This window comes from Saccharothrix sp. S26, from assembly GCF_021390395.1.
Classification (GTDB): domain Bacteria; phylum Actinomycetota; class Actinomycetes; order Mycobacteriales; family Pseudonocardiaceae; genus Actinosynnema.
Map to the genome: position 1 here is coordinate 214,324 of NZ_JAJUWT010000005.1, position 26,263 is coordinate 240,586.

The 26,263-nt window shown below is 74.9% G+C and carries 6 protein-coding genes; all 6 read right to left on the minus strand.

Annotated features, from left to right (window positions below; genetic code table 11):
• Positions 1-59: 59 nt before the first annotated feature.
• Positions 60-554, minus strand: a complete 495-nt coding sequence (locus LZG04_RS09980) for a 3-hydroxyacyl-ACP dehydratase FabZ family protein (RefSeq protein ID WP_233815529.1) — start codon at positions 552-554, stop codon at positions 60-62.
• On the minus strand, positions 551-964 hold the full coding sequence (locus tag LZG04_RS09985) for a 3-hydroxyacyl-ACP dehydratase FabZ family protein (protein ID WP_233815530.1): 414 nt from the start codon (positions 962-964) through the stop codon (positions 551-553). Before LZG04_RS09985 ends, LZG04_RS09980 begins: the two co-directional genes overlap by 4 nt.
• Before the next feature lie 30 nt (positions 965-994).
• Complete coding sequence (gene fabG / locus LZG04_RS09990; protein ID WP_233815531.1) at positions 995-1,735, minus strand: 3-oxoacyl-[acyl-carrier-protein] reductase; 741 nt, start codon at positions 1,733-1,735, stop codon at positions 995-997.
• A gap of 185 nt (positions 1,736-1,920) precedes the next feature.
• The gene (locus LZG04_RS09995) at positions 1,921-2,139 is read right to left on the minus strand and encodes an MbtH family protein (protein WP_233815532.1); all 219 of its coding nucleotides are present in this window, start codon (positions 2,137-2,139) and stop codon (positions 1,921-1,923) included.
• Complete coding sequence (locus tag LZG04_RS10000; RefSeq protein ID WP_233815533.1) at positions 2,136-16,910, minus strand: non-ribosomal peptide synthetase; 14,775 nt, start codon at positions 16,908-16,910, stop codon at positions 2,136-2,138. The genes LZG04_RS09995 and LZG04_RS10000 overlap by 4 nt, the downstream gene beginning before the upstream one ends.
• On the minus strand, positions 16,907-25,999 hold the full coding sequence (locus LZG04_RS10005) for a non-ribosomal peptide synthetase (RefSeq protein ID WP_233815534.1): 9,093 nt from the start codon (positions 25,997-25,999) through the stop codon (positions 16,907-16,909). The genes LZG04_RS10000 and LZG04_RS10005 overlap by 4 nt, the downstream gene beginning before the upstream one ends.
• Positions 26,000-26,263 lie beyond the last annotated feature (264 nt).

Consider the following 26,263-nt stretch of genomic DNA (forward strand, 5'->3'; position numbering starts at 1 on the left):
CAGGGTGTGCGCCATCGCCCGGCGTGCGCCGGTGGCGGGGGTGGTGCGAGGGGGGTGGGTCAGTTGCCGTCGAGGGCGTCGGTCTCGCGGATCACGGCCAGCACCTGGCCGATCGTGGCGACCAGCCGGTCGCCCGCGTGCACCTCGCCGGACATGAACGCGTTGGGGCCCGTGATGGTCTCGATCCTCACCCGGTGGGTGAGGACGTCGCCGGGGTACGCGCGGTCGTGCACGACGACGCCGCGGGCGGCGCCGAAGATCAGGGTGCCGACGGGCCGCTCGTCGTCGGGCGTGCCGACCAGCCACAGCACCGCGCCCGCCTGCCCGAACGACTCCACGATCAGCGAGACCGGGTAGGCGTAGGCGGAGTCGGGCAGGCCGTCGGCCAGGCCCGCGTAGCACGGCTCGGAGCCGGTGACGGCCTTGGTGGCGGTGATGGCGACGCCCGGCTCCAGCTCCAGCACGCTGTCCACGAGCAGGACGGGGTGCCGGTGCGGCAGCACGCGGGTGATGTCGGCGTGGCTGAGCAGGGGACGCGTCAACTGCGCGGTCACGGTGCCTCCTCCGGGTGGACGCGCAGTACCAGGGTCATCTTCGCCGCGACGACGTCGTCGGAGCGGCGGCACAGGGCCTTCACCCGCACCAGGTCCTCTTCCGCGGTCGGCACCCGGTCGGCCTGCACGCGCAGGACGTCACCGGGCAGCAGCGGCGCGCTCAGCGACACCGACACGATGGTGTCGATCTCGGTGCGCACCCAGTCGCCGCGCTCGGCGGCCACCATCCGGCGGACCGCCTGGTGCACCGACTCGATGGTGAAGACACCGGGGTAGATCGTGAAGTGCGGGTAGTGCCCGGCCAGGTAGGGGTCGTGCGCGACGACGTCCTTCTCGGCGCGGACGCCCTTTCCGGGCAACACCTCGGCGCGGTCGACCGCGGTCAGCGGTGCGGCGTACGTGCGTTTCACGGGAATTCTCCTGGATCGCCGGACATGGCCCTAGATGACGATTCCGCCGTCGACCTGGAGCACCTGGCCGGTGATGTATCCGGCTTTCTCCGAGACCAGGAACGACACGAGGTCCGCCACGTCCGAAGCCTCGCCGAAACGACGCATCGGAATCGTCTTCTTCGCCTTGTCCCGCACCTTGTCGGGCAGTTCGGCGGTCATGTCGGTCTCGATGAAACCGGGTGCGACGACGTTGACCCGCACGCCGTAGGGGGCGAGTTCCTTGGCCAGCGCCCGGCTCATGCCGTTGATGCCGGCCTTGGCCGCGGAGTAGTTCGTCTGGCTCGCGGTGCCGTAGACGCCCGCCACCGAGGACAGGTTGACGATCGCGCCGGACCGCCGCTTCATGAACCCGAACGCGACCGTGCGGCAGAAGTTGAACGTGCCGGTCAGGTTGGTGTCGATGACCGCGTTCCAGTCCGCGTGCGGCATCAGCACCATCGGGTTGTCGCGGACGATCCCGGCGGAGTTGACCAGCGCGTCGACCTCGCCCAGCTCCTCCTCGGCGGCCTTGACGAACGCCTCGACCGCCTCGGCGTCGGCGACGTCGCACGGCGCCTGGTACACCGCGACGCCGCGTTCGCGCAGCGCCGCCTCGGTCTCCGCCGCGGCGGCGACACCGCCGCGGTAGCAGAAGGCGATGTCGAACCCGTCGTCGGCCAGCGCGAGGGCGGTGGCCCGGCCGATGCCCCGGGAACCCCCGGTGACGATGGCGCTTCGTTTCGCAGACATGGCACTTCCCGTCGCGGTGACCTGATTAACGGTGAATTTCCTCGGGAATCCGGAGCCCGGCTTCGCCGGACTTCTTCAGATTTTTGATTCCCTGCCGTGCGACCAACATAGTCGGCGCCCGGCGGCGCGCTCAACGGTCCGCGCCCCGATTGCCTGAACTTGCAGGCGCCCCGCGCGGGGGGCGCTCACGCGCCGGATTCGGCCATCGCCGCGACGAGGCTCTTGGGCCGCATGTCGGTCCAGTTCTCCTCGACGTGGCGCAGGCAGGCCTCGCGGCTGTCCGGGCCCAGGGTGGTGGTCCAGCCGTCGGGGACCCGGGCGAACGCGGGCCACAGGGAGTGCTGGCCCTCGTCGTTGACCAGCACGAGGTAGCTCAGGTCGTCGTTCTCGAAGGGGTTCGTCACGGTCGTGTTCCTTCCGGGGTGGGGTCGCCCTCGGCGGCGCCGAGGGCTCGGGCGAGCACGCGGCCGATCTCGGCGAGCGGCGCCGGCTGCGTCATGTCGTTGTGGTGGGCCGCGACGTCGTGGCGGACGACGCGGTCGACGTGGCCGTCCCAGCGGTCCGGGCTCGGCCCGTCGGGGCCCTGGTCGTGGGCGGCGACGAACAGCAGGACCTCGCCCGCGACGCGGCCGTTCACGTGCTCCCTGGCCAGCCGGGTGTTGTTGGCGAACACCTCGTGGATGCCGGTCAGGTGCTGCTCGGTCAGCTCGCCGAACACGCCGTCCTGCTCGCTGAGCAGCCGCGCGACCCGTGCCCGGTCCAGCGGGCCCTCCCCCAGAGACGCGCGGTCGTAGCCCGAGACGTCCAGCAGGGCGGCGAACAGCTCGTCGGCGTCGATCGGCGCGCCGGGCAGGCGCTCGGCGTCGGTCTTGGGGAACGAGTCCAGCAGCGCCAGCACTGCCACCTCCTCGCCCCGCTCCTGGAGCCGGGCGGTGATCTCGTGCGCGACGTGCCCGCCGAACGACCAGCCCAGCAGGTGGTAGGGCCCTTCCGGCTGCACCGCGCGGATGTGGGCGAGGTACTCGTCGGCGACCTCGCGCACGGTCGTGGGCAACGCGCCGCCCGCAGCGTCCATGCCGCGCGACTGCAACGCGTACACGGGCCGGTCGGGCCCGAGGTGGCGCAGCAGGCCCGCGTACGACCAGCCGAAGCCGCTGGCCGGGTGCACGCAGAACAGCGGCGGCAGCGAACCGCCCCGGCGCAGCGGGAGCAGCACGTCGAACGCGCCGCCGTCGTCGTCGGCACCCAGGTGGGCGGCCAGCTCGGCGACCGTCGGCGCCTGGAACAGGCTGCGGATCGCCAGGTCGACGCCGAAGCAGGCCCGCACCCGGCTGATCAGCTTGGTGGCCAGCAGCGAGTGGCCGCCGAGGTCGAAGAAACCGTCGTCGATGCCGACCGCGGGCAACCCGAGCACCTCGGCGAACAGCTCGCACAGCACGCGCTCGCGCTGGTCGCGGGGCGCCCGGCCGGCGGCGGTCGCGTCCGGGGCGGGCAGGCCGCGGCGGTCGAGCTTGCCGTTGGGCGTCAACGGCACCTCGTCCAGCAGCACGAACGCCGAGGGCACCATGTACTCCGGCAGCGCCGCCGCCGCGTGGGCACGCAGGTCCGCCGTCGCGACCTGCCGGTCGGCCTCGGCGACCACGTAGGCCACGAGGCGCTGGTCGCCGGGCCGGTCCTCGCGGACGATCACCGCGGCGCGGTGCACGTCCACGTGGCCGGTGAGCACGGTCTCGATCTCGCCCAGCTCGACCCGGAAGCCGCGCAGCTTCACCTGGTCGTCCACCCGGCGCACGAAGTGCAACGTGCCATCGTTGTTCCAGCGGACCACGTCACCCGTGCGGTACATGCGGGTGCCGCCGCCGTCGAACGGGTTGGCGACGAACTTCGCCGCTGTCGCCCCGGGCCGCGCGTGGTAGCCGCGGGCCAGGCCCTCGCCGGCGACGTACAGCTCACCGGGCACGCCGACCGGGACCGGCCGCAGGTGCTCGTCCAGGACGTAGAGCCGGGTGTTGTCCAGCGGGCCGCCGATGGGCAGGGGGCCGGGAGGGATGGCCGCGCCGGGCTCCACCCGGTACTCGGTGCAGTTCACCGTGGTCTCGGTGGGGCCGTACATGTTGTAGACGGCCGTGCCGGGGTGGTCGCGCCGCCACTCGTCCACCAGTTCGCCGAGCAGGAGTTCGCCGCCCAGCAGCAGTTCGGTGCGCGGGGAGAACTCCGGCGGCAGCGCGTGCAGCAGCGGCAGGTGGCTGGGTGTGGCCTTGAGGAACGTGGCGGGCCGCCGGCGCAGTTCGGCCAGCACGGCCGGGTCGGCGTCGTCCAGGGTCGTGGTCAGCACGGTGCCGCCCATGACCAGCGGCACGTACAGGCCGGTCACGGTGAGGTCGAAGGAGATCGGTGAGTGCAGCACCGCGACGCCGCCGGTGCCCCGGTAGTCGCGACGGGCGAAGACCACGTAGTCGGTCAGCGAGCGGTGCTCGACCACGACGCCCTTGGGCTTGCCGGTGGAGCCGGAGGTGTAGATGACGTACGCGGGGTTGCGCAGCGACGGCGGGTCGCCGAGGGCCGTGCCGGGCAGCGCCGCCAAGCGCCGCCGCACGTCCGGGTCGTCCACGAGCAGCCGCGGGCAGTCCGCGGCTGCCGGCCGGGGCTCCAGCTCCGCGTCCGTGACCAGCAGCACGGGCTCGGTGTCGTCGAGCATGTGCGCGATGCGGTCCGCCGGGTAGTCGGGGTCCACCGGCACGTACGCCGCGCCGGCCCGCAACACGCCGAGCAGCGCCACGACCATGTCCGCCGACCGCGGCAGCGACACCGCGACGAACCGCTCCGGTCCCGCGCCGTGCTCGCGCAGCAGCCGGGCGAACCGGTTCACGCGGACGTCGAGCTGCGCGTAGGTCAGCTCCAGCCCGCGGTCCCACACGGCGGGCGCGTCGGGGGTGCGGGCCACCTGTTCGGCGAACAGCTCCGGCAACGTCAGCGCGGGCACCTCGGTCGCGGTGTCGTTCCACGTCACGAGCATCCGGTGCCGCTCGACGTCGTCGAGCAGGTCGACCGAGCCGATCGTGGCGTCCGGGTCCGCGGCCAGCGCGGTCAGCAGCCGCACCAGCCGGGTGGCGATGGCGGCGACGGTGCCCGCGTCGAACACGTCCGTGGCGAAGGAGATCCGGCCGGACATCCCGGTCGCCTCACCGCCCGCGCCCCGGTGTTCGGCGAGGTTGACCGTCAGGTCGAACTTCGCCGCGCCGGTGTCCGGCGCCGCGGCGGTGATGTGCAGGCCGGGCAGCTCGAAGTCCACGTCGAGGTGGTTCTGGAAGGACAGCACGACCTGGAACAGCGGGTGCCGCGACAGCGACCGCTCCGGGTTGAGCACCTCCACGAGCCGCTCGAACGGCACCTCCTGGTGGGCGAACGCCGACAGGTCGGCGTCGCGCACCCGGTCCAGCAGCTCGCGGAACGTCGGGTCGCCGGAGGTGTCGGTGCGCAGCACGACGGTGTTGACGAAGAAACCGACCAGGTCGTCCAGCGCCTCGTCCGCCCGGCCCGCGACCGGGGAGCCCAGCGGCACGTCGGTGCCGCCGCCCAGCCGCGTCAGCAGGGCCGCGAGACCGGCCTGCACGACCATGAACAGGCTGGTGTGGCTCCTGCGGGCCAGCTCGGCCAGCGCGCGGTGCACGTCGGCGTCCACGCTCAACGGCACGGAGTCGCCGCGGTGGCTCGCGACGGCCGGGCGCGGCCGGTCCAGCGGCAGGTCGATCTGGTCGGGCAGGCCGGCCAGCGCGTCGCGCCAGAAGTGCACCTGGCGGGCCAGCGGCGACGTCGGGTCGTCCGGGTCGCCGAGCACCTCCCGCTGCCACAGCGCGTAGTCGGCGTACTGCACGGGCAGCACGGGCAGTTCGGGCTCCAGGCCCGCGCACCGGGCCGAGTAGGCGCGGGCGAGGTCGCGGGCCAGCGGAGCGGCGGACGCGCCGTCGCCCGCGATGTGGTGCAGCACCAGGACCAGCACGTGCCGGTGCTCCTCCACCGTGAACAGCGTGGACCGCAGCGGGAACTGCGTGGTGAGGTCGAACCCGCCGCGGCTCTCCGCGCGGACCCGCTCGTCCAGCTCGGCCGCGGTCACGTCGACCTCGGTCAGGGTGGGCGCGGCGGCGTCCGGGACGAGCTGGAACGGCTCGCCGTCGACCTCCGGGAACAGCGTGCGCAGGCTCTCGTGGCGGGCCACGACGTCGTTCAGCCCGGTGCGCAGGGCGTCCCGGTCGAGGTCGCCGTCGAGGTTGAGCACCAGCGGGATGTTGTACGTGCCCGCGTCGCCCTCGAACCGGTTGAGGAACCACAGCCGCCGCTGCGCGTGCGACAGCGGGACGCGCGCCGGGCGCGGTCGGGGCTCCAGCGGCGGGCGGATGTCGTCGCCGGTCTCCAGCGCCGCGCCCAGCCCGGCGACGGTCGGGGCCTCGAACACCCGGCGGACCGGCAGCTCCACGCCGAACACCGAGCGGATGCGGTTGACCAGCCTGGTCGCCAGCAGCGAGTGGCCGCCCAGGGCGAAGAAGTCGTCGTCCACACCGACCGCGGGCACGCCGAGCACCTCGGCGAACACGGTGCACAGCACCTCTTCGCGCGGGGTGCGCGGGGTGCGGCCCTCGGCGCCGCCGAAGTCGGGCTCCGGCAGCGCGCGGCGGTCGACCTTGCCGTTGGGGGTCAGCGGCAGCTCGTCCAGGACGACCACCGCGGAGGGCACCATCGCCTCCGGCAACGAGCCCGCCAGCGCCTCGCGCAGGCCGCCCGCCGGGACCGACGCGCCGACCGCGTAGCCGACGAGCCGGGTCTGCCCCGCCGCGTCCGGGCTGGTGGTGACCACGGCGTCGGTGACGCCGGGCAGCCGCCGCAGCGCCGCCTCGACCTCGCCCAGCTCGATGCGCTGGCCGCGGATCTTGACCTGGTGGTCGCGGCGGCCCAGGAACTCCAGCTGGCCGTCCCGGCGGCGGCGCACGACGTCACCGGTGCGGTAGAGCCGCGCGCCCGCCGTGGTGGCGAACGGGTCGGGGACGAACGCGGTCGCGGTCTTCACCGGGTCGCCCAGGTAGCCGTGGCCGACACCGACCCCGCCGACGTACAGCTCGCCCGGCACGCCGGCGGGCACCGGTGTGCCGTGCTCGTCCATCACGTACAGGCGGGTGTTGCGCACGGCATGGCCGATGGGCACGCCGGTCACCGCGACCGGGGTGTCGGCGGTCAGCACGGCGTGCGTGACGTCGTCGGAGCACTCGGTCGGGCCGTAGGCGTTGACCAGCGGGATGCCGGGCTCGCGGGCGAACCACCGCTCGCAGGTCCGGGCGGGCAGCGCCTCGCCGGTGACCATCAGCCACCGCAGGTCCGGCAACCCGGCCAGCTCCGCGCCCGCGTCGGCCGCGTCCAGCGCGGTGCGCAGCAGCGACGGCACGACCTCCAGCACGGAGATCCGCTCGGCCGAGGTCAACCCGAACAGCGCGACCGGGTCCAGCGCGTCGTCGTCGCCGACCACGCGGGTGGTGCCGCCGGCGACGAGCGCGGCGAGCATCTGCCACACCGAGATGTCGAACGTCAGCGGCGCGTTCTGCACCACCGAGTCCAGTTCGGACAGACCCAGATCCTCGACCTTGGCGAGCAGGTGGTTGACCATGCCGGCGCGGTGCACCATCGCGCCCTTGGGTCGACCGGTGGAGCCGGAGGTGAAGATGACGTAGGCGAGGTCGTCGCCGTCGCCGCGCACGGGCAGCAGGTCGGGGTCCTCGGCGTCGTCCAGGACGATCACCTCGACGTCCGTGCCGTCCGCCAGGGCGTGGGCCTGGGCGGTCCGCTCGGGGGTGACCAGCAGCCACCGCGCACCGCTGTCGGCGAGCAGGGCGGCACTGCGGTCGTGCGGGGCGCGCGGGTCCAGCGGCACCCACGCCGCGCCCGCGCCCAGCACGCCGAGCACGGCCGTCGGGACGCGGGAGTCGCGGTCGGCCAGCAGGGCGGCCAGCGACCCGGCCTCCGCGCCGCGCTCCACCAGGGCGCGGGACAGGGCGTTCGCCCGGAGCACCAGTTCGCGGTAGGTCGTGACCCCGGTGTCGTCCACCAGCGCGTCACCACCGGGCCGCAGCGCGGCGTGCATCCGGACCTGCTCCACGACGCCCGCCACGTCGTCGTCGCGCCAGGTCGCGTTCCACTCCACGAGCACGCGGTGGCGTTCGTCGTCGTCGAACAGGTCCACGTCGCCCAGCGGCGTGGTCGGGTCGGCGACGGCGGCGGTCAGGAAGCGGGTGAACCGCTCGGCCAGCGCGCGGGCCGTGGAGTCGTCGAACAGGTCCAGCGCGTAGTCCAACCGGCCGGTGATGCCCCCGGACGGGCGCTCGGTGAGGTCCAGCGACAGGTCGAACTGGGCGGCGTGCGCCCCGACCTGCTCCACCGCGACGTCCAGGCCGGGCAGCGCGAGGTCCGCGTCGGTGTTGTTCTGGAGCACCAGCAGCACCTGGAACAACGGGTTGTGCGCCATCGACCGGGTCGGGTTGAGCACCTCCACGAGCCGTTCGAACGGCAGCTCCTGGTGGGCGTAGGCGGCGAGGTCGGCGTCACGGACGCGGGACAGCAGCTCCTCGAACGCCGGGTTGCCCGACGTGTCGGCGCGCAGCACCAGCGTGTTGACGAAGAACCCGACCAGGTCGTCCAGCGCGTCGTCGGTGCGGCCCGCGATCGGCGAGCCGATCGGGATGTCGGTGCCCGCGCCCAGTCGGGTGAGCAGGGCCGACAGGCCGGCCTGCAACACCATGAACAGGCTGGCGCGGTGCCGGCGCGCCAGCTCGGTCAGGCCGTGGTGCAGCTCGGCGGGGAGGTCGAAGAACAGCGTGCCGCCGCGCAGGCTCGCGACCGGCGGGCGCGGGCGGTCGCCCGGCAGCTCCAGCGCCTCGGGCAACCCGTCCAGGGCCGCCTGCCAGAACCGGACCTGCTGGGCGATCGCGCTCTCCGGGTCGTCCTCGCGGCCCATGACCTCGTGCTGCCACAGGCTGTAGTCGGCGTACTGGACGGGCAGCGGCGCGAACCGCGGATCGGCACCCGCCAGCCGGGCGGTGTAGGCCTCGGAGAAGTCCCGGGCCAGCGGGGCCATCGACCAGCCGTCACCCGCGATGTGGTGCAGCACCAGCAGGAGCAGGTGCTCGTCGGGGGCCACTCGCAGCAGGTGGGCGCGCAGCGGCGGGTCGGTGTCCAGGTCGAAGCCCTCGGCGACGGCGGCGCGGGCGTAGGGCAGCACCTCGTCCTCGGTCACGTCGGCGCGGACGAGGGCGGGCGCGGCCGCGGTGGTGTCGAGGACCACCTGGTGCGGGTGGCCGTCGTGCTCGGGGAACACCGTGCGCAGGCTCTCGTGCCGCTCCACGACGTCGTGCAGGGCGGCGGTCAGCGCGTCCACGTCGAGCGAGCCGCGCAGCCGCAGGGCGACGGGGATCTTGTACGGCGAGTCCGCGCCCTCCAGCCGGTTGAGGAACCACAGCCGGCGCTGGCCGTAGGACATCGGGATCCGCTCGGGCCGGTCGAACGGCCGCAGCGCCTGGCGGGCCACGCGGGCGTAAGACAGCGCCCGCACCAGCCCGGCGGGCGTGGGCGACTCGAACAGCGCGCGGACCGCGATCTCGACGCCGAACGCCGACCGGATGCGGCTGACCAGCCTGGTCGCCAGCAGCGAGTGCCCGCCCAGCGCGAAGAACCCGTCGTCCAGCGTCACCTCCGCGACGCCGAGCACTTCGGCGAACAGGCCGCAGAGGATCTCCTCCTCCGGGGTGCGCGGCGCGCGTCCGCCGGTACCCGCGCCGAGGTCGGGCGCGGGCAGGGCGCGTCGGTCGAGCTTGGCGTTGGCCGTCAGCGGCAACGTACCCAGCACCACGAACGCCGACGGGACCATGTACTCGGGCAGCTCGGCGGCGGCTCGCGCGCGCAGGGCGGCCGTGTCCGGGTCGGCACCGGTGCCGGGTGCGGCCTCGGGCACCAGGTACGCCACGATCCGCTTGTCGCCCGGCCGGTCCTCGCGGACCACCACCGCGACCTGCGCCAGGCCCGGGAACCGCGCCAGCACCGCCTCGATCTCGCCCAGCTCGATCCGGAAGCCGCGGATCTTGACCTGCTCGTCGGCGCGGCCCAGGAACTCCAGGTCGCCCGCGTCGTTCCAGCGCACGAGGTCGCCCGTGCGGTACATCCGCTCGCCGGGCGTGCCGAACGGGTCGGCGACGAACCTCCCGGCGGTCAGGTCCGGCCGGTCCAGGTAGCCGCGCGCGAGGCCGGAGCCCGCGATGTACAGCTCGCCGGGCGCACCGGGAGGCACTCGCCGCAGGTACGCGTCCAGCACGTGGACGTCCATGTTGTCCAGCGGACGGCCGATCGGCACGGTCACCCCGATCGCGTCACCTGGTCGCACGAGGTGGTGCGTCGCGAACGTGGTGGTCTCGGTCGGGCCGTAGCCGTCGCCGAAGACGATGCCCGGCGCGGCCTCCCGCACGCGGCGGACGGTGGCGGGCGGCACGACGTCGCCGCCGGACCACACCTCCGCCACGCCCGCGAAGCACTCCGGGTGCTCCTCGGCCAGCAGCCGGAACAGCCCGGCCGTCAGCCACAGCCCCGTCACGCCCTCGCCGGCGATGACCGCGGCCAGCTCGCGCACGTCCAGCTCCCCGGCCGGGGCGACGACCAGCTCGCGGCCGGACAGCAGCGGCACCCAGAGCTCGTACGTGGACGCGTCGAACGCGTGCGGCGAGTGCAGCAGCACCCGGTCGTGGTTGGCGCCCTCGAAGGCCCGGTCGGCGGCCAGGCTCAGCACGTCGTGGTGCGTCACGGCGATGCCCTTGGGCGTGCCGGTCGACCCGGACGTGTACATCACGTAGGCGAGGGCGCGCGGGTGCGACCGGACAGCGGGGTCGGTGGCGGGCAGCCCGGACCGGTCCTCGTGCACGTCCACGACCACCGCGTCGTGCGCCAAGCCGCGGTCGCCCGCGTCGACCAGCAGGGCACGGGCCCGGGTCTGCGCGAGCACCGCCTCCAGGCGGGCCGCGGGGCTGCGGCCGTCCAGCGGCACGTACGCACCGCCCGCCTTGAGCACCGCCAGGGTGGACACGACCAGTTCGACCGACCTCTCCTGGAGCACGGCCACGCGGTCCTCCGGCCGCACACCCGCCGCGACGAGCCGGTGCGCGAGGCGGTTGGCCCGCTCGTCCAGCTCGCGGTAGGTGATCCGCGTGCCGCCGGCGATGAGCGCGGTCCGGTCCGGGTAGGTGGCGACGACGTCGGCGAACGCGCGCTGCACGCTCCCCCGGGGCTCCGGCCGCACGTGCCCGCGCCGCGACGCGAGCAGGGCCCGTTCGTCGTGGGTGAGGACCTCGACGGCGCCGACGAGGCGGTCGGGTTCGGTGACGACGAGGTCGAGCAGCGCGGTCAGGCGGCCGGCGAGGACGTCGGCGGCGTCGGGGCCCAGCAGGTCGGGTCGGTGGTTGAGGTCCAGCCGCAACCGCTCCCCCGGCACGACGACCAGCGACAACGGGTAGTGCGTGGCGTCACGCGCCTGCACGGCCGTGGCGCGCAGGTCGCCCGGCAGCGCCACCGCGTCGGTGTCCAACGGGTAGTTCTCGAAGACGGTCAGCGTGTCGAACAGCTCTCCCAGGCCGACCAGCTCCTGCAGGTCGGTGAGGCCGACGTGCTGGTGCGCCATCAGGTCGGTGGCCCGTGACTGGAGCCGGACCAGCAGGTCGGACACGGTCTCCGCCGGGTCGAGCGCGACCCTCACCGGGAGCGTGTTGATGAACAGGCCGATCATCGACTCCACGCCGGCGACCTCCGGCGGGCGGCCAGAGGTCGTCGCGCCGAACAGCACGTCGGTGCGGCCGGTGATCCCCGCCAGCAGCAGGCCCCAGACACCCTGCACGACCGTGTTGACGGTGACGCCCGCGGTGCGGGCACGCGCGGTCAGCGCCGCCGTGGCCCGCGCGGACAGCTCCAGCTCCAGCGTCTCGGGCAGGGCCGGGCGACGGCCGCCGCCGGCCAGCAGCGTCGGCTCGGTGACGCCGTCCAACGCCGTGCGCCACGCGGCGTGCGCGGCGTCGCGGTCGGCCCGCACGAGCCACTCCAGGTAGTCCCGGTAAGGGGTGACCGGCGGCACGGGCCCGTCGCCCGCCAACGCGAACAGCTCGCGCATCAGCAGCGGCGCCGACCAGCCGTCGAGCAGGATGTGGTGGTTGGTCAGCACGAGCCGGTGCCGGCGGGCGCCCAGCCGCAGCGCGGTGAAGCGCAGCAGCGGCGGCCGGGCCGGGTCGAACCGCCGGCCGCGGTCCGCGGCCAGCACGGCCTCGGCACGCGTGTCGGCGTCGTCCTCTTCGGACAGGTCGATCTCGGTCCACGGCAGGTCGACCGCGCGCGGCACGAACTGCACGGGTGTGGACAGTCCCTCCTGGAGGAACCCGGCGCGCAGGTTGTCGTGGCGGCGCAGCAGCTCCTCGGCCGCGCGGCGCAGGACGGCCGTGTCGAGCGCGCCGTCGAGGTCGAGCACGAGTTGCACGGTGTAGACGTCAGCGCCGTCCTCGTCGTAGGAGGCGTGGAACAGCAGGCCCTTCTGCAACGACGACAGCGGCAGCACGTCGACCAAGTCGCCGTGCGCCTCGACCCGGTCCACCTCGTCCTGCGACAGGCGCACGAGCGGCAGGTCCGACGGCGTGCGACCACCGGTGCGCAGCCCGGACAGCAGCTCCAGCGCCCGGGTCCACGCCGCCGCGAGGTCGCGCACGTCGGCCTCGGCCAGCAGGTCGCCGGGCCACGCGAAGGAGGCGGTCAGCTCCGGGCCGTCCGCACCGTCGCGCGTCATCGCGTCCACGGACAACACGTGCGGCACGGGCGCGGCGGCGTCGACACCGCCGCCCAGGACGCCCGCCTCGGGTGCGGGCGCCCAGTCCGCCGCGCCGGGTGCGGTGAACCGGCCCAGGTAGTTGAAGCCGACCTGCGGCACGGGCAGCGCGGCCAGCACCGGCGCGGTGGCCGCGTTGAGCCGGCGCAGCAGGCCGTGGCCGAGACCGCTGCCGGGCACCGCCCGCAGCTGCTCCTTGACGCGCTTGAGCACGGGTGCGGCGTCGCCTGCCCACAGGGCGTCCCAGTCGGTGACGCCGGGGTCGAGCCGCACGGGGTGCGCGGCGGTGAACCAGCCGACCGTGCGGGACAGGTCGACGCCGGTCAGGCCGTACGCGTCGTCCTGGCGGCCGTGGCCCTCCAGCTCGACCAGCAGGCCCGGCGCGCCGCCGCGGTCACGCCGCCAGTCCGCGACGGCCAGCGCCAGCGCGGTCAGCAGCACGTCGTCCACCCCCGCGTGGAACGCGGCGGGCACGGTCGTCAGCAGCGGCTCGGTCACCGCCGCGGGAAGCGCGACCTCGACCCGGCGGCCGGTGGCCACGGTGTCGCGGGTCGGGTCCAGGGGGCGGGCCGAGAGCGGCTCGTCGCCGCCGTCGAGCAGCGCCGCCCAGGCGTCGAGCTCGGCGACGACCTCGGGCTGTCCGGCGAGGGCGGTCAGGTGCTCGGACCACCGGCGCAGGGACGTGCCGACAGGGGGGAGGGCGTCCCCGCGCCACGCGGCGGCGAGGTCGTCCACGAGCACGCGCCACGACACGCCGTCCACGGCGAGGTGGTGCACCACCAGCAGCAGCCGACCGGGCCGGTCCCCCGCGTCGAACCACACCGCGCGCACCAGCACGGGTGCGGTGGGGTCGAGGGCGTCCCGCGCGGCGGCGGCCTGCTCGGCGACCGCGGCGCGCAGCGCCCGCTCGTCCATCCCGGACGCGTCGACCCGGGTCGGTGTGACGGGCGCCGAGCCGCGCGGCCCGACTTCGAGGCTCCACGACCCGTCGGCGCGGGTGAGCTTGAGCCGCAACGCGTCGTGGTGGTCGACCAGTGCGCCCAGGGCGCGCGTGAGGCGGTCGGCGTCGTCCGCGTTCGGGGGTACCTGGAGCAGCATGGACTGGTGGAACCCGTCCACCGGCCCGCCGCGCTCGCGCAGCCAGTGCGCGATGGGCGTCAGCGGCACCGGTCCGACGCCCGCGTCCGGGGCTTCGGCGGGCGCGGCACCGACCTCGCGGGCGACGGCGGCCAGGCGTTGCACCGTCCGGTGCTCGAAGACCTGCTTGGGGGTGAGCACGAGCCCGTCGCGGCGGGCGCGGCTGACGAGCTGGATCGACACGATGCTGTCGCCGCCCAGCTCGAAGAACGAGTCGTCCACCCCCACCGACGGCACGCCGAGCACCTCGGCGAACAGTCCGCGCAGCACCTCTTCGGCGCGGTTGAGCGGCTCTCGGCCGACCGCGCGGGAGGTGTGCACGGGTGCGGGCAGCGCGGTCCGGTCCACCTTGATGCCGTTGGCGGTGAGCGGGAACGCGTCCAGCGGCACGATCGCGGCGGGCACCAGGTGCTCGGGCAGCCGGCTCGCCAGGTGCTCGCGCAGCAGCGCCGGGTCGGCGGTGCCGGGCGTGACGTAGGCGACGAGCCGCTTCACGCCCGGCTGGTCCTCGCGGGCCACGACGACCGCCCGCGCGACGGACGCGTGCTCACCGAGCACGGCCTCGATCTCGCCCAGCTCCACCCGGAAGCCGCGGATCTTGACCTGGTCGTCGACGCGGCCCAGGTAGTCCAGCGCGCCGTCCGGGCGCCACCGCACGACGTCGCCGGTGCGGTACATCCGCTCCCCCGGCGCCCCGTGCGGGTTGGCCACGAACCGGTGCGAGGTCAGCGCGGGCCGGTTCAGGTAGCCGCGCGCCAGACCGGCGCCAGCGACGTACAGCTCGCCGGGCTGCCCGACCGGAACGGGCTGGAGGTTCGCGTCCAGCACCAGCGTCCGGGTGTTCCACAGCGGCGTGCCGATCGGCGGCGTCGTGCCGGCGACGAGGTCTTCGCTGAACGTGGCGGCGACCGTGGTCTCGGTCGGGCCGTAGGCGTTGATCATCGTGCGGCCGGGTGCCCAGGTGGCGACCAGGTCCGGGGCGCACGCGTCGCCGCCGACGACCAGCGTGCGCAGGTCGGGCAGCGGGGTCGGCGGCACGGTGGCCAGCGCGGCCGGCGGGATCAGGGTGTGCGTGATGCGCCGGGTGGCCAGCACGTCGGCGAGCTCGTCGCCGACCAGCGGGCCGGGCGGCGGGACGACGAGCGCCGCACCGCCGTGCAGGGCCATGCACAGCTCCAGCACCGACGCGTCGAAGCTGGGTGAGGAGAACTGGAGGACCCGGTCGCCGGGTCGCACGTCGAACCGCTCGACCTCGCTGCGGGCGAAGCTCGCGATGCCCGCGTGCGGCACCAGGACGCCCTTCGGCGTGCCGGTGGAGCCGGAGGTGTAGATCAGGTACGCGGGGTGCTCGGGCCGCAGCGGTGCGACGCGGTCGAGGTCGGTGGGCCGGCGCGGTGACTGGTCGGCGGTGAGCCCCGGCTCGTCCAGCAGCACGGTGTCCGACCCGGCGGGCACCCGGTCGGCGAGGTCGGTGGCGGTCAGCACGGCGGTCGGTCGCGCGTCGTCCAGCAGGAACGCGATGCGCTCCGCCGGGTACGCGGGGTCGACCGGCAGGTACGCCCCGCCTGCCTTGACCACGGCGAGCGCGGCGACGATCAGTTCGGCGGAGCGGGGCAGGACCAGCGCGACGATCCGCTCGGGGCCGACGCCGCGGCCGATGAGCAGGTGCGCGAGGCGGTTGGCGCGTTCGTCGAGCTGGGCGTAGGTCAGCTCCAGCCCGTCGGCGACCAGCGCGACCGCGTCCGGGACGGCGTCGGCGGTGGCCTCCAGCAGCTGCGGCAGGGTGCGGGTCGGGATGTCGCGCGCGGTGTCGTTCCAGACGCGCAGCACCTGGTCGCGCTCGTCCGCGTCGAGCACGTCCAGGCGGCCCAGCGGGCGGTCCGGTGCGGCGATCACGGCGTCGAGCAGCCGGCGCAGCCGTTGCAGCACCCGCGCGGCGGCGCCGGCGTCGACCAGGTCGGAGCGGTGGTCCAGGCGCAGCGTCAGCTCGGAGCCGGGGATCACGACCAGCGTCAACGGGTAGTGGGTGGAGTCCCGGCCGCGCACGTCGGCCATCCGCAGGCCGGTGCCGGGCAGTTCCAGCGCCGCCGGGTCCAGCGGGTAGTTCTCGAACACCACGAGCGTGTCGAACAGCTCGCCCGCGCCGGCCAGGCCCCGCACCTCGGTGAGCCCGAGGTGCTGGTGCCCCAGCAGGGCCGCCTGCTCGGCCTGCACGTCCTCCAGCAGGTCGCCCAACGCGCGCTCGGGGTGGATGCGCACGCGCACCGGCACGGTGTTGATGAACAAGCCGATCATCGACTCCACGCCGGGCAGGTCGGCCGGGCGGCCGGACACCGTGGCGCCGAAGACCACGTCGTCGCGACCGGTCAACCGGCCGAGCAGCACCGCCCAGGCGGTCTGCACGACGGTGTTCAGCGTGACCCCGTGGCCGCGCGCGGCCCGTTGCAGGCGCCCGGTCAGCTCCTCCGACAACCGCAGCACCACCTGGTCGGCCGGCACGCCGGTGCGCGTCCGGTCGGCGGGTGCGACCAGCGTCGGCTCCTCCAAGCCCGACAACGCCTCCCGCCACGCGGCCCGCGCGCCGTCGCGGTCCTGCCTGGCCAGCCAGGCCAGGTGCTCGCGGTAGGGCGTGACGGGCGGCAGCGCGGCCGTCCCGCCGCCGGCGGCGTAGGCGGCGAACAGCTCGCGCACGACCAGCGGCATGGACCAGCCGTCGAGCAGGATGTGGTGGTTGGACACCACGAGCTGGTGCCGGTCGGGGCCGAGCCGCGCGGCGGTCAGCCGCAGCAGCGGCGGCGACGCGAGGTCGAACCGCTCGGCGCGGTCGCGCTCCAGCAGGCCCGCCAACGCCGCCGCCGGGTCGGGCTCCGCCGACAGGTCCACCTCCGCGAACGGCGTCGGCACGTCGCGGGCGACGACCTGGACGGTCTCGCCGGTCTTGCGCTGGCGGAACCCGGCGCGCAGGTTCGCGTGCCGGCGCAGCAGCGCCGCCAGCGACTCCCGCAGCAGCGCGGTGTCCAGCGGACCGGTCACCTCGAAGGAGAACTGCACGGTGTAGACGTCGGTGCCCCCTTCGTCATAGAGGGCGTGGAACAGCATGCCCTCCTGCAACGGCGACAGCGGCAGAACGTCCTCGACCCGCGATTGCCTCACTGCGACATCTCCCACTCTGCGTCCAGGTCGTCTTCGAACTCGTCGATCTCGTCCTGGCTCAGCGAGACCAGGGTCAGGTCCGACGGCGTGTGGCCGCCGGAGTCGGGGTTCGCGGCGTGCCGCACGAGCACCCGCAGCGCCCGGTCGAAGTCGGCGGCCAGGCGGGCGACGTCGCCCTGCGGCAGCAACCCCTCGGGCCAGGCCCAGCCCACGACGAGCCGCGGCCCGTCGTCACCGTCCCGCGTGACGGCGTTGACCTCGATCGCGTGCGGCAGGCGCGCGTCGGGATCGGCGCCGCCGCCCAGGCCGTCGCCCTCCGGGCCCTGCGCCCAGTCGGCGGGGTCGGGCGCGGGGAAGCGGCCCAGGTAGTTGAAGCCGAGCTGCGGCACGGGCAGCGCGGCCAGCACCGGCGAGGTGGCCGGGTTCAGGTGCCGCAGCAGGCCCCAGCCCAGCGCGTCCGGTGCGGCGCGCAACTGCTCCTTGACCCGCTTGAGCACCCGCCCGGCCTCGGGTCCGGCGCCCCACAACTCGTCCCAGTCGTCCACGGCCGCGTCCAGGCGTGCCGGGCGCAGGCTGGTGAACCAGCCCACGGTCCGCGACAGGTCCAGGCCGGCGATCTCCTCGCGGCCGTGGCTCTCCAGGTCCACCAGCACGTGCCCGGGGCGCCGGGCGGCGACGGCGATGGCCAGCGCGGTGAGCAGCACGTCGTCCACACCGGCGTGGAACGCGGCGGGCACGGTGGTGAGCAGCGGTTCGGTGACCTCCGGCGGCAGCTCCGCGCGGTGGTGCCGCAACGTGGACACGACGTCGGTGCGGGGGTCCAGCGGCCGGTGGGCCAACGGCTCGTCGGGGGTGAGCAGTTCGGTCCAAGCGGGCACGTCGTCGGCCCGTTCGCCGGCCGTGCCCGCCAACGTCCGCGCCCACGTGCGGTAGGACGTGCCGACGGGGGCGAGGTCCGCCGGGCGGCCCGCGGCGGCGGCGCGCCACGCGGCGGCCAGGTCCGGCACGAGCACGCGCCACGACACGCCGTCCACGACGAGGTGGTGCAGCAGCACCAGCAGCCTGCCCTGGCGCGGCCCGGCGTCCAGCCACACGACCTGCGCGTTCACCGCCTCGTCCGGCGCGAGCCGGCACCGCGCCTCGGCGACGTGCGCGGCCACGTCGAACTCACCGCCGACGGCGACGCGGTGGACCAGCGGGCCCGCGTCGACCGCGCCGACGGCCAGCACCTCGGTCCGCCCGTCGCGCAACCGCGTGCGCAGCGCGTCGTGATGGTCCAGCAACGCCTGCACGGCGGCCGTGAGGTGGTCGACGCCGAGGTCCGGCGGCACCCGCAGCAGCATCGACTGGTGGAACCCGGCGATCGGTCCGCCGCGCTCCAGCAGGGCCGCCGCGATCGGCAGCGGCGGGTACTCGCCGACGCCCGCCCCGGCCTCCTCCACCCGCACGGCGGTCGCGGTGGTGGCGACGGCGGCCAGCGCGGCGACCGTGCGGTGGGTGAAGACGTCGCGGGGCGTGAACGCGAGCCCGGAGGCCTTGGCGCGGCTGACGAGCTGGATGGACAGGATGCTGTCGCCGCCCAGGTCGAAGAAGCCGTCCTCGGGACCGACGTCGGGCACCCCGAGCACGTCGGCGACCAGCGAGCACAGCAGCTGCTCGGTCACGGTCGCGGGGGTGCGGCCCCCGGCGCGCGGCCGGAAGTCCGGCTCCGGCAGGGCACGGCGGTCGAGCTTGCCGTTGGGCCCCACCGGGAACTCGTCGAGCACGACCACCGCGACGGGCACCATGTGCTCGGGCAGCACCCGCGCCAGCGCGGCGCGCAGCTCGTCGCCCACCGGCTCGTGGCCGCGCTCCGGCGTGGCGTAGCCGACGAGCCGCTTGCCGCCCGCGTGGTCGGCGCGGACCACGACGGCGGCGTGCGAGACGCCCGGCGACGCGGCCAGCACGGCCTCGATCTCGCCCAGCTCGATGCGGAACCCGTTGACCTTCACCTGGTCGTCGGCGCGGCCGAGGTAGTCCAGCGTGCCGTCGGTGCGCCACCGGGCCAGGTCGCCGGTGCGGTACATCCGCTCGCCGGGTGCGCCGAACGGGTCGGCGACGAACCGCTCCGACGTCAGCCCGGGCCGGTCGAGGTAGCCGCGGGCGAGCTGGCGGCCGGTGAGGTACAGCTCGCCGGTGACGCCGGCGGGCACGGGGTTCAGGTGGGCGTCGAGCACCCGCAGCCCGGTGTTCCACACGCCCCGACCGATCGGCACGGACGCCAGGTCCTCCTCCGGCGTGCACTGCCACTCGGTGACGTCCACGGACGCCTCCGTGGGGCCGTAGAGGTTGTGCAGTTCGGCGTCGAGGACGGCGAAGAACCGCGTCCGCAGGTCCGCGCCCAACGCCTCGCCGCTGCAGATCACCCGGCGCAGGCCGGAGCAGTCCGACGGGTCGGCGTGCAGCAGGAACGCGTTGAGCATCGACGGCACGAAGTGCAGCGTGGTGATGCGCGAGTCGCGGATCAGCCGCGACAGGTACAGCGGGTCGCGGTGGCCCTCGGGCTTGGCCACGACGAGCGTCGCGCCGACGATCAACGGCCAGAAGAACTCCCACACCGACACGTCGAAGCCCGACGGGGTCTTCTGCAGCACGCGGTCGGTGTCGTCCAGGCCGTAGCGGTCCTGCATCCAGAGCAGCCGGTTCACGATGCCCCGGTGCGGCACCGGCACGCCCTTGGGCCTGCCGGTGGATCCGGAGGTGTAGATGACGTACGCGGTGTTGGCCGGCCGCAGCGGGGTGACGCGGTCGGCGTCGGTGACGTCGGCGCGGGACCGGGTCGCCAGCAGCGGGTCCAGCTCGTCCGGGTCGAGCAGGAGCCGCGGCAGGCCCGTGTCGGGCAGCTCCACGTCCCGGGTGGTCAGCAGCACGGCCGGGTCGGCGTCGCCGAGCAGCAGCGCGATCCGCTCCGCCGGGTAGCCGGGGTCGATCGGCAGGTACGCCGCACCGGCCTTGTGCACCGCGTACAGCGCGACGACCAGTTCGAGCGAGCGCGGCGCGGCGACCGCGACCAGCCGTTCCGGGCCCGCGCCCCGGTCCACGAGGAGCCGGGCGAGCTGGTTGGCGCGGGCGTTCAGCTCGGCGTAGGTCAGCGTGCCGCCCTCGAACACCAGGGCGATCGCGTCGGGCGTGCGGTGGGCCTGCGCCTCGAACAACGCGGGCAGCGTCGTGTCGGCGACCGGGTGGGCGGTGTCGTTCCACCCGTGCAGCACCAGTTCGCGCTCCGCCGGGGACAGCGCGTCGAACCGCCCCACGAGCGCGTCCGGTTCGGCCACGACGGCGTCCAGCACGCGCAGGAACCGCTCGGCGAGCCGGTCGGCGGCGGCCGGGTCGACCCGGTGGTCCAGCCGGAACCGCAGGACCGGGCCGGGTACGGCGATCAGCGACAGCGGGTAGTGCGTGGTGTCGCGCGCCGCCACGCCGGTGACGTCCAGGTCGGCGCCCGGGTCCAGCGCGGTCGGGTCCAGCGGGTAGTTCTCGAACACCAGCAGCGAGTCGAACAGCTCGGCGTGGCCGGCGGCCCGCTGCACGTCGGCGAGCCCCAGGTGCCGGTGGGCGGCGAGGGCGAGCTGCTCGTCCTGCACGCGGGCGAGCAACCCGGCGACGGTCTCGACCGGGTCGAGGCGTACCCGCACGGGCAGGCTGTTGATCAGCAGGCCGACGACGGACTCCACGCCGGGCAGCTCGGCCGGGCGGCCGGAGGTGGTCGCGCCGAACACGACGTCGGTGCGGCCGGTGTGCGCCGCCAGCAGCAGGCCCCAGGCGCCCTGCACGACGGCGTTGGTGGTCAGGCCGCGGGTCCGGGCGACGCCGCCCAGCCGCCGGGTCTGCTCCGCGGTCAGCGCGAACTCCAGGCTGTCGGGCTCGCCGGACCGGGCGTCGGCGGCGACGAGGGTCGGTTCCTCCAACCCGGCCAGCGCGGTGCGCCACGCGTCGCGGGCGGCGGCCCGGTCCTGGGCGCCCAACCAGGCCAGGTAGTCCCGGTACGGCGTGACGGGACCGGTCGGGCGGCCGTCGTAGCGCGCGAACAGCTCGGTGGCCAGCAGCGGCATGGACCAGCCGTCCAGCAGCACGTGGTGGTTGGTCAGCACGAGCCGGTGCCGCTGGTCGCCCAGCCGCACGAGGGTGAAGCGCAGCAACGGCGGCGCGGTGAGGTCGAACCCGGCCGCCCGGTCGGCGGCCGGCAGCGCGTCCACGTCGTCGGTCTCGTCGATCTCGCGCCACGGCACGTCCACGTGCGCCGGGACGACGGACACGGGCGCGGGCAGCCCGTCGTGAGCGATGCCCGCCCTGAGGTTCGGGTGGCGGTCCAGCAAGGACTGGGCCGCGGCACGCAGCCGGTCGACGTCGAGGTGCCCGGACAGGTCGAAGGAGAACTGCACGGTGTAGGCGTCGTTGCCGGGTGCGCCGTCGAAGAGCGAGTGGAACAGCAGGCCCTCCTGCAACGGCGACAGCGGCAGCACGTCCGCGAGCCCCGGCACGGCCCGTTCCAGCTCGGCGACGTGGCCGCGGTCCAGGCGCACCAGCGGCAGGTCCGACGGCGTGAGGCCGCCGCTGCCGGGCCGGGACGAGTGCTCGACCAAGGCGTGCAGCGCGGCGGTCCACCGCCGAGCCAGGCCGGGCACGCGGTCGGCGGGCAGCAGCCCGCCCGCCCACTCCCAGGTGGCGGTCAGCTCGGGGCCGTCCGCGCCGTCGCGGACGAGCGCGGTGATCTCCACGGCGTGCGCGACGGGCAGTTCGGCGTCGGCGGCCGGTGCAACGCCCTGCCCGGTGATCGACCAGTCGGCGTCGCCGGCGGCGACCCGGCCCAGGTAGTTGAAGCCGACCTGCGGCGCGGGACTCGCGACCAACACCGGTTCGGCGCGCACGTGGCGCAGCACGCCGAAGCCGAAACCGCCCGCGGGCAGCGCCCGCAACTGCTCCTTGACCCGCTTGAGCGCCTCGCCGGCGGCCGGTCCGCCCCGCAACGCCTCGTCGGCGTCCAGGCCCGCGAGGTCCAGCCGCGCCGGGTGCAGGCTGGTGAACCAGCCGACCGTGCGGGTCAGGTCCACGCCGTCGAACGCGTCCTCCTGGCGGCCGTGGCCCTCCAGGTCCACCAGCAGCGCGTCCCGTTCGCCCGCGAACGCCAGGGCGAGCGCGGTGAGCAGCACGTCGTCGACCCGGGCGTGGAACGCGGCCGGGACGCCGGTCAGCAGCGCCTGGGTCACCTCGGGCGGCAACGTCACCGTCGTGGTGCGCGTGGTGGCCATCGTGTCGTGCACGGGGTCGAGGGGGCGCTCCCCCAGCAGCGGGTCCGCGCCGGACAGCAGGTGCGCCCAGAACGGCAGCTCGGCGGTGTGGTCGGCACCCGCGACGAGCTCGGACCAGCGCCGGTAGGACGTGCCGACGGGTGTCGGCGGCAGCTGCGCGCACACCCGGGACAGGTCCTCCACCAGCACCCGCCACGACACACCGTCCACGAGCAGGTGGTGCGCGACGAGCAGCAGCCGTCCCGGGCGGTCCGCCCCGGCGTCGAGGAACACCGCGCGCAACGACGGGCCGGTGTCGGGCCGCAGTGCTTCCGCCGCCGCACGGGCGTGCGCGGCGAGCACGTCCTCGTCCCCGGTGTCCTGGACGTGGAGCACGACCTCGTCGGCACCCACCGTGCCCGCGGGCAGGATCTCGGTGCCCCAGCGGGTGGACTCGGCCGGCCGGAACAGGCGCAGCCGCAACGCGTCGTGGTGGTCCAGCAGCGTTTGGACGCCTGCCACGAGGTCCGCGAACGCCAACCCGGCCGGGGTGCGCACCACGATCGACTGGTTGACCCCGTCGACCGCCTCGCCGCGTTCCCGCAGCCAGTGCACGATCGGCAGCGGCGTCACCGGGCCGGACCCGTCGTCGGGCGGCCGCCGTCGCGCCGCCACGTCGGTGACGCGCACGACGGTGGCCAGCCGTTCGGGCGTGGGGTGGGCGAACACGTCGCGCGGGGTCAGCTCGATGCCGGCCGCGCGGGCGCGCCCGGCGAGCTGGATGGACACGATGCTGTCGCCGCCCAGGTCGAAGAACCCGTCCTCGGGGCCCACCTCGGCGACGCCGAGCACGTCGGCGAACAGCGCGCACAACCGCGCTTCCAGCTCCGTGGCCGCCTCCCGCCCGCCGGCGCCGGTGAACCGCGGGTCGGGCAGCGCACGTCGGTCGAGCTTGCCGTTGGGGTTGAGCGGCAGCGCGTCCAGCGCGACGAACGCGGCGGGCACCATGTACTCGGGCAGGGCCGCGGCGACGTGCGCGCGCAGCTCCGCCTGGTCGACGGCCCCGTCGGCGGGCACGACGTAGGCGACGAGCTGCTTGACGCCCGGCGCGCTCTCCCTCGCCACGACCGCCACCGCGCCGGTGGCCGGGTGCCGACCCAGCACCGCCTCGATCTCGCCCAGCTCGATCCGGAACCCGCGGACCTTCACCTGGTCGTCGGCGCGGCCCAGGTACTCGATCTCGCCGGCGTCGTTCCACCGGGCCAGGTCGCCGGTCCGGTACATCCGCTCCCCCGGCACGCCGTCCGGGTCGGCGACGAACCGCTCCGAGGTCAGCTCCGGCCGGTTGAGGTAGCCGCGCGCGACGCCCGTGCCGGACAGGTACAGCTCACCCGTGACACCGGGTGGGACGGGTCGCAGTGCGCCGTCGAGGACCTGCGCGCGGGTGTTGGCCAGCGGCCTGCCGATGGGTGGGGCGACCCGCACGTCCTTGCCGCCCGAGTACCAGGCCGTGGCGTACACGGTGTCCTCGGTGGGGCCGTAGATGTTCGCGATCTCCGCGCCCGGGATGGCGTTCCACACGTCCTGGACGGACCGCAGCGACAGTCCCTCGCCGGCCAGCACCACCAGGTCGGCCTCCGCCCGCACCCCGCCGTGCGCCAGCACCTGCGCCAGCGCCGACGGCACCGCGCTGAGCAGCGTCCCGCGCCAGTGCCCGTCGGGGCGCTCGGTCAGCGCGAGCAGGTCCCGCACCACCTCGATCGCCCCGCCGCTGCACAGCGGGCCGAACATCTCGAACACCGACACGTCGAAGTTCAGCGACGTGGACGCCAGCACCTTCGCCATCCGGTCCGGCCGGATCTCCGCGACCGCCCACGCGACGAGGTCGACGACGGCGCGGTGGGAGATCACCACCCCCTTGGGGCGACCGGTCGACCCGGAGGTGTGGATGACGTACGCGGCGTGGTCGGTCAGCAACGGCGACAGCCGGTCGGCGTCGGTCAGGTCGGTATCGGTCAGGTCGGTATCGGTCAGGTCGGTATCGGTCGGGTCGGTGTCGACAGGGCCGGCGTCGGCCAGGTCACCACCGGCCGCCGCCGGGAGTTCGTCCAGCACCAGCACCGGCAGCCCGGCCGGCAGCGCCACGACCGCGTCGGACGTGGTGAGGGCCAGGGCGGGCGCCGCGTCGGCCAGGATCTGCGCGATCCGGTCCGCCGGGTGCGCGGGGTCCACGGGCAGGTAGGCCCCGCCCGCCTTGAGCACCGCCAGCAGCGCCGTGATCAACGTCGCCGACCGCGGCATCGCCAGCGCCGTGAACCGCTCCGGCCCCACGCCGTGCGCCACGAGCAGCCGGGCCAGTCGGTTCGCGCGGGCGTTCAGCTCCCGGTAGGTGAGCACCTCGTCCCCGAAGACCACCGCCACCGCGTCGGGCGTCCGCGCCACCTGCGCCTCGAACAGCGCCGGCACGGTCGTCGCGGCCACGTCGACCGCGTTGTCGTTCCACGACGCCACGAGCGCGCGTTCGTCGTCGGTCGCCAGCTCCAGCTGCCCCAACGGCGTGTCGGCGTCGGCGGCCAGCACCCGGCCGAGGAGCGTGCCGAACCGCGACACGACCTCCGCGGCGGCCTCGGCGGTGTAGAGGTCGGGGTTGAGGTCGAAGCACAGGTCCAGGCGACCCGAGCGGCCGTCGATCACCAGCGACACGTCGTCCACCGGACCGCCCGCCAGGTTGGTCACGTGGCCGGCGGCGCCGGCGAAGTCCAGCACCTGGTCCAGCACCACGATGTTCACGTGCGGCCCGACGAGCCGCGCGCCGCCGGCGAGCAGGCCCTGGTCGCGGCGGAGGTCCTCGTAGCGGTAGCGCTGGTGGCGCACCGCGCCGCGCAGCGCCCGCGCCGTCTCCCGCAGGTAGTCGCCGACACCCTGCTCGGGTCGGGGCCGCAGGCGCAGCGGCACGATGTTGGACACCATGCCGGGGATCGCGGCGGCCCGCGGCGCGCGGGCGGCGACCGGCAGGCCCAGCACCACGTCCGAGATCCCCGTCAGCCGTTCGAGCTGCAGCCCGAGCACGGCGACCAGCACCGACGGCCAGTTGACCTCGGCGTCGCGGGCCAGGTCGCGCACGGCCTCGGCCGTCGCCGGGTCGAGGCTGGAGCGGACCTTGCGCAGCCACGTCGGCGTCTCCGGTCGCTTCCCCGACAGGCCCACGGGCTCGGGCCGGTCGGCGAGCAGCTCGCGCCAGTGCACCCGGTCGCGGTCGAGCTGCGGCGAGGCGCGGTACTCCTCCTCCAGGTCCAGCAGCGCGGTCACGCGCCCGAACGGGTTCGGGCCGACGTCGAGGCCCCGCGCCAGGGCGGTGTAGACCTCGGCGACCCGCCGTTCCACGAGCGCGGTCCCCGCGCCGTCGAGCACGACGTGGTGGTAGCGGGCGAACCAGCGGTGCCGCCGCTCCCCCAGGCGCAGCAGGGCGAACTCGACCAGGTCGTCGCCGCGCGCGCCGAGGGGGCGGGCGAGCCGCCGGGTGGTCCACGCGTCGGCCTCGGCCTCGGAACCGAGGTCCACGACCTCCACCGGGATGTCCACTTCGGACCGCACGAGCTGCTGCGCGCCGGAATCCCCGTCCACCACGGCGATCCGCAGCGCTTCCGCCTCCCCGACGACCAGGCGCAGCGCGCGGGTGAACAGCACCGCGTCCAGCGGTCCGTCGACGTCGACCTGCTCGGCCACGGCGTACACCGGGTTCGCGGGGTCGAGCGACTGCGCGAACCAGATGCCGGCCTGGGCGGCGGTCAGCGGGAGCCGTGCGGTGGGTTCACCGTTCATGTCGTGGTCCTCGCTCTGCGGCGGCTGGAGGTCCGCCGTGGACTGGTGCGGCGGGAAGCGGACGCCACAGTCTTGGACCGCCGAAAAGGCGAGGTCAACGCGCCTGCAACATCATGCAGGGACCGCCCGGGACGCCCGGTCCGGTCAAGCCGTCTGCACCATCCTGCAAGGGTTTCCGGCGGTCGAGGGCAGTTGTTGCAGCGACGGGCCCACGTCGTCCCGCGCCGTCTAGCGTCGTTCGCGCACGACGTCCGTGCATGTCCG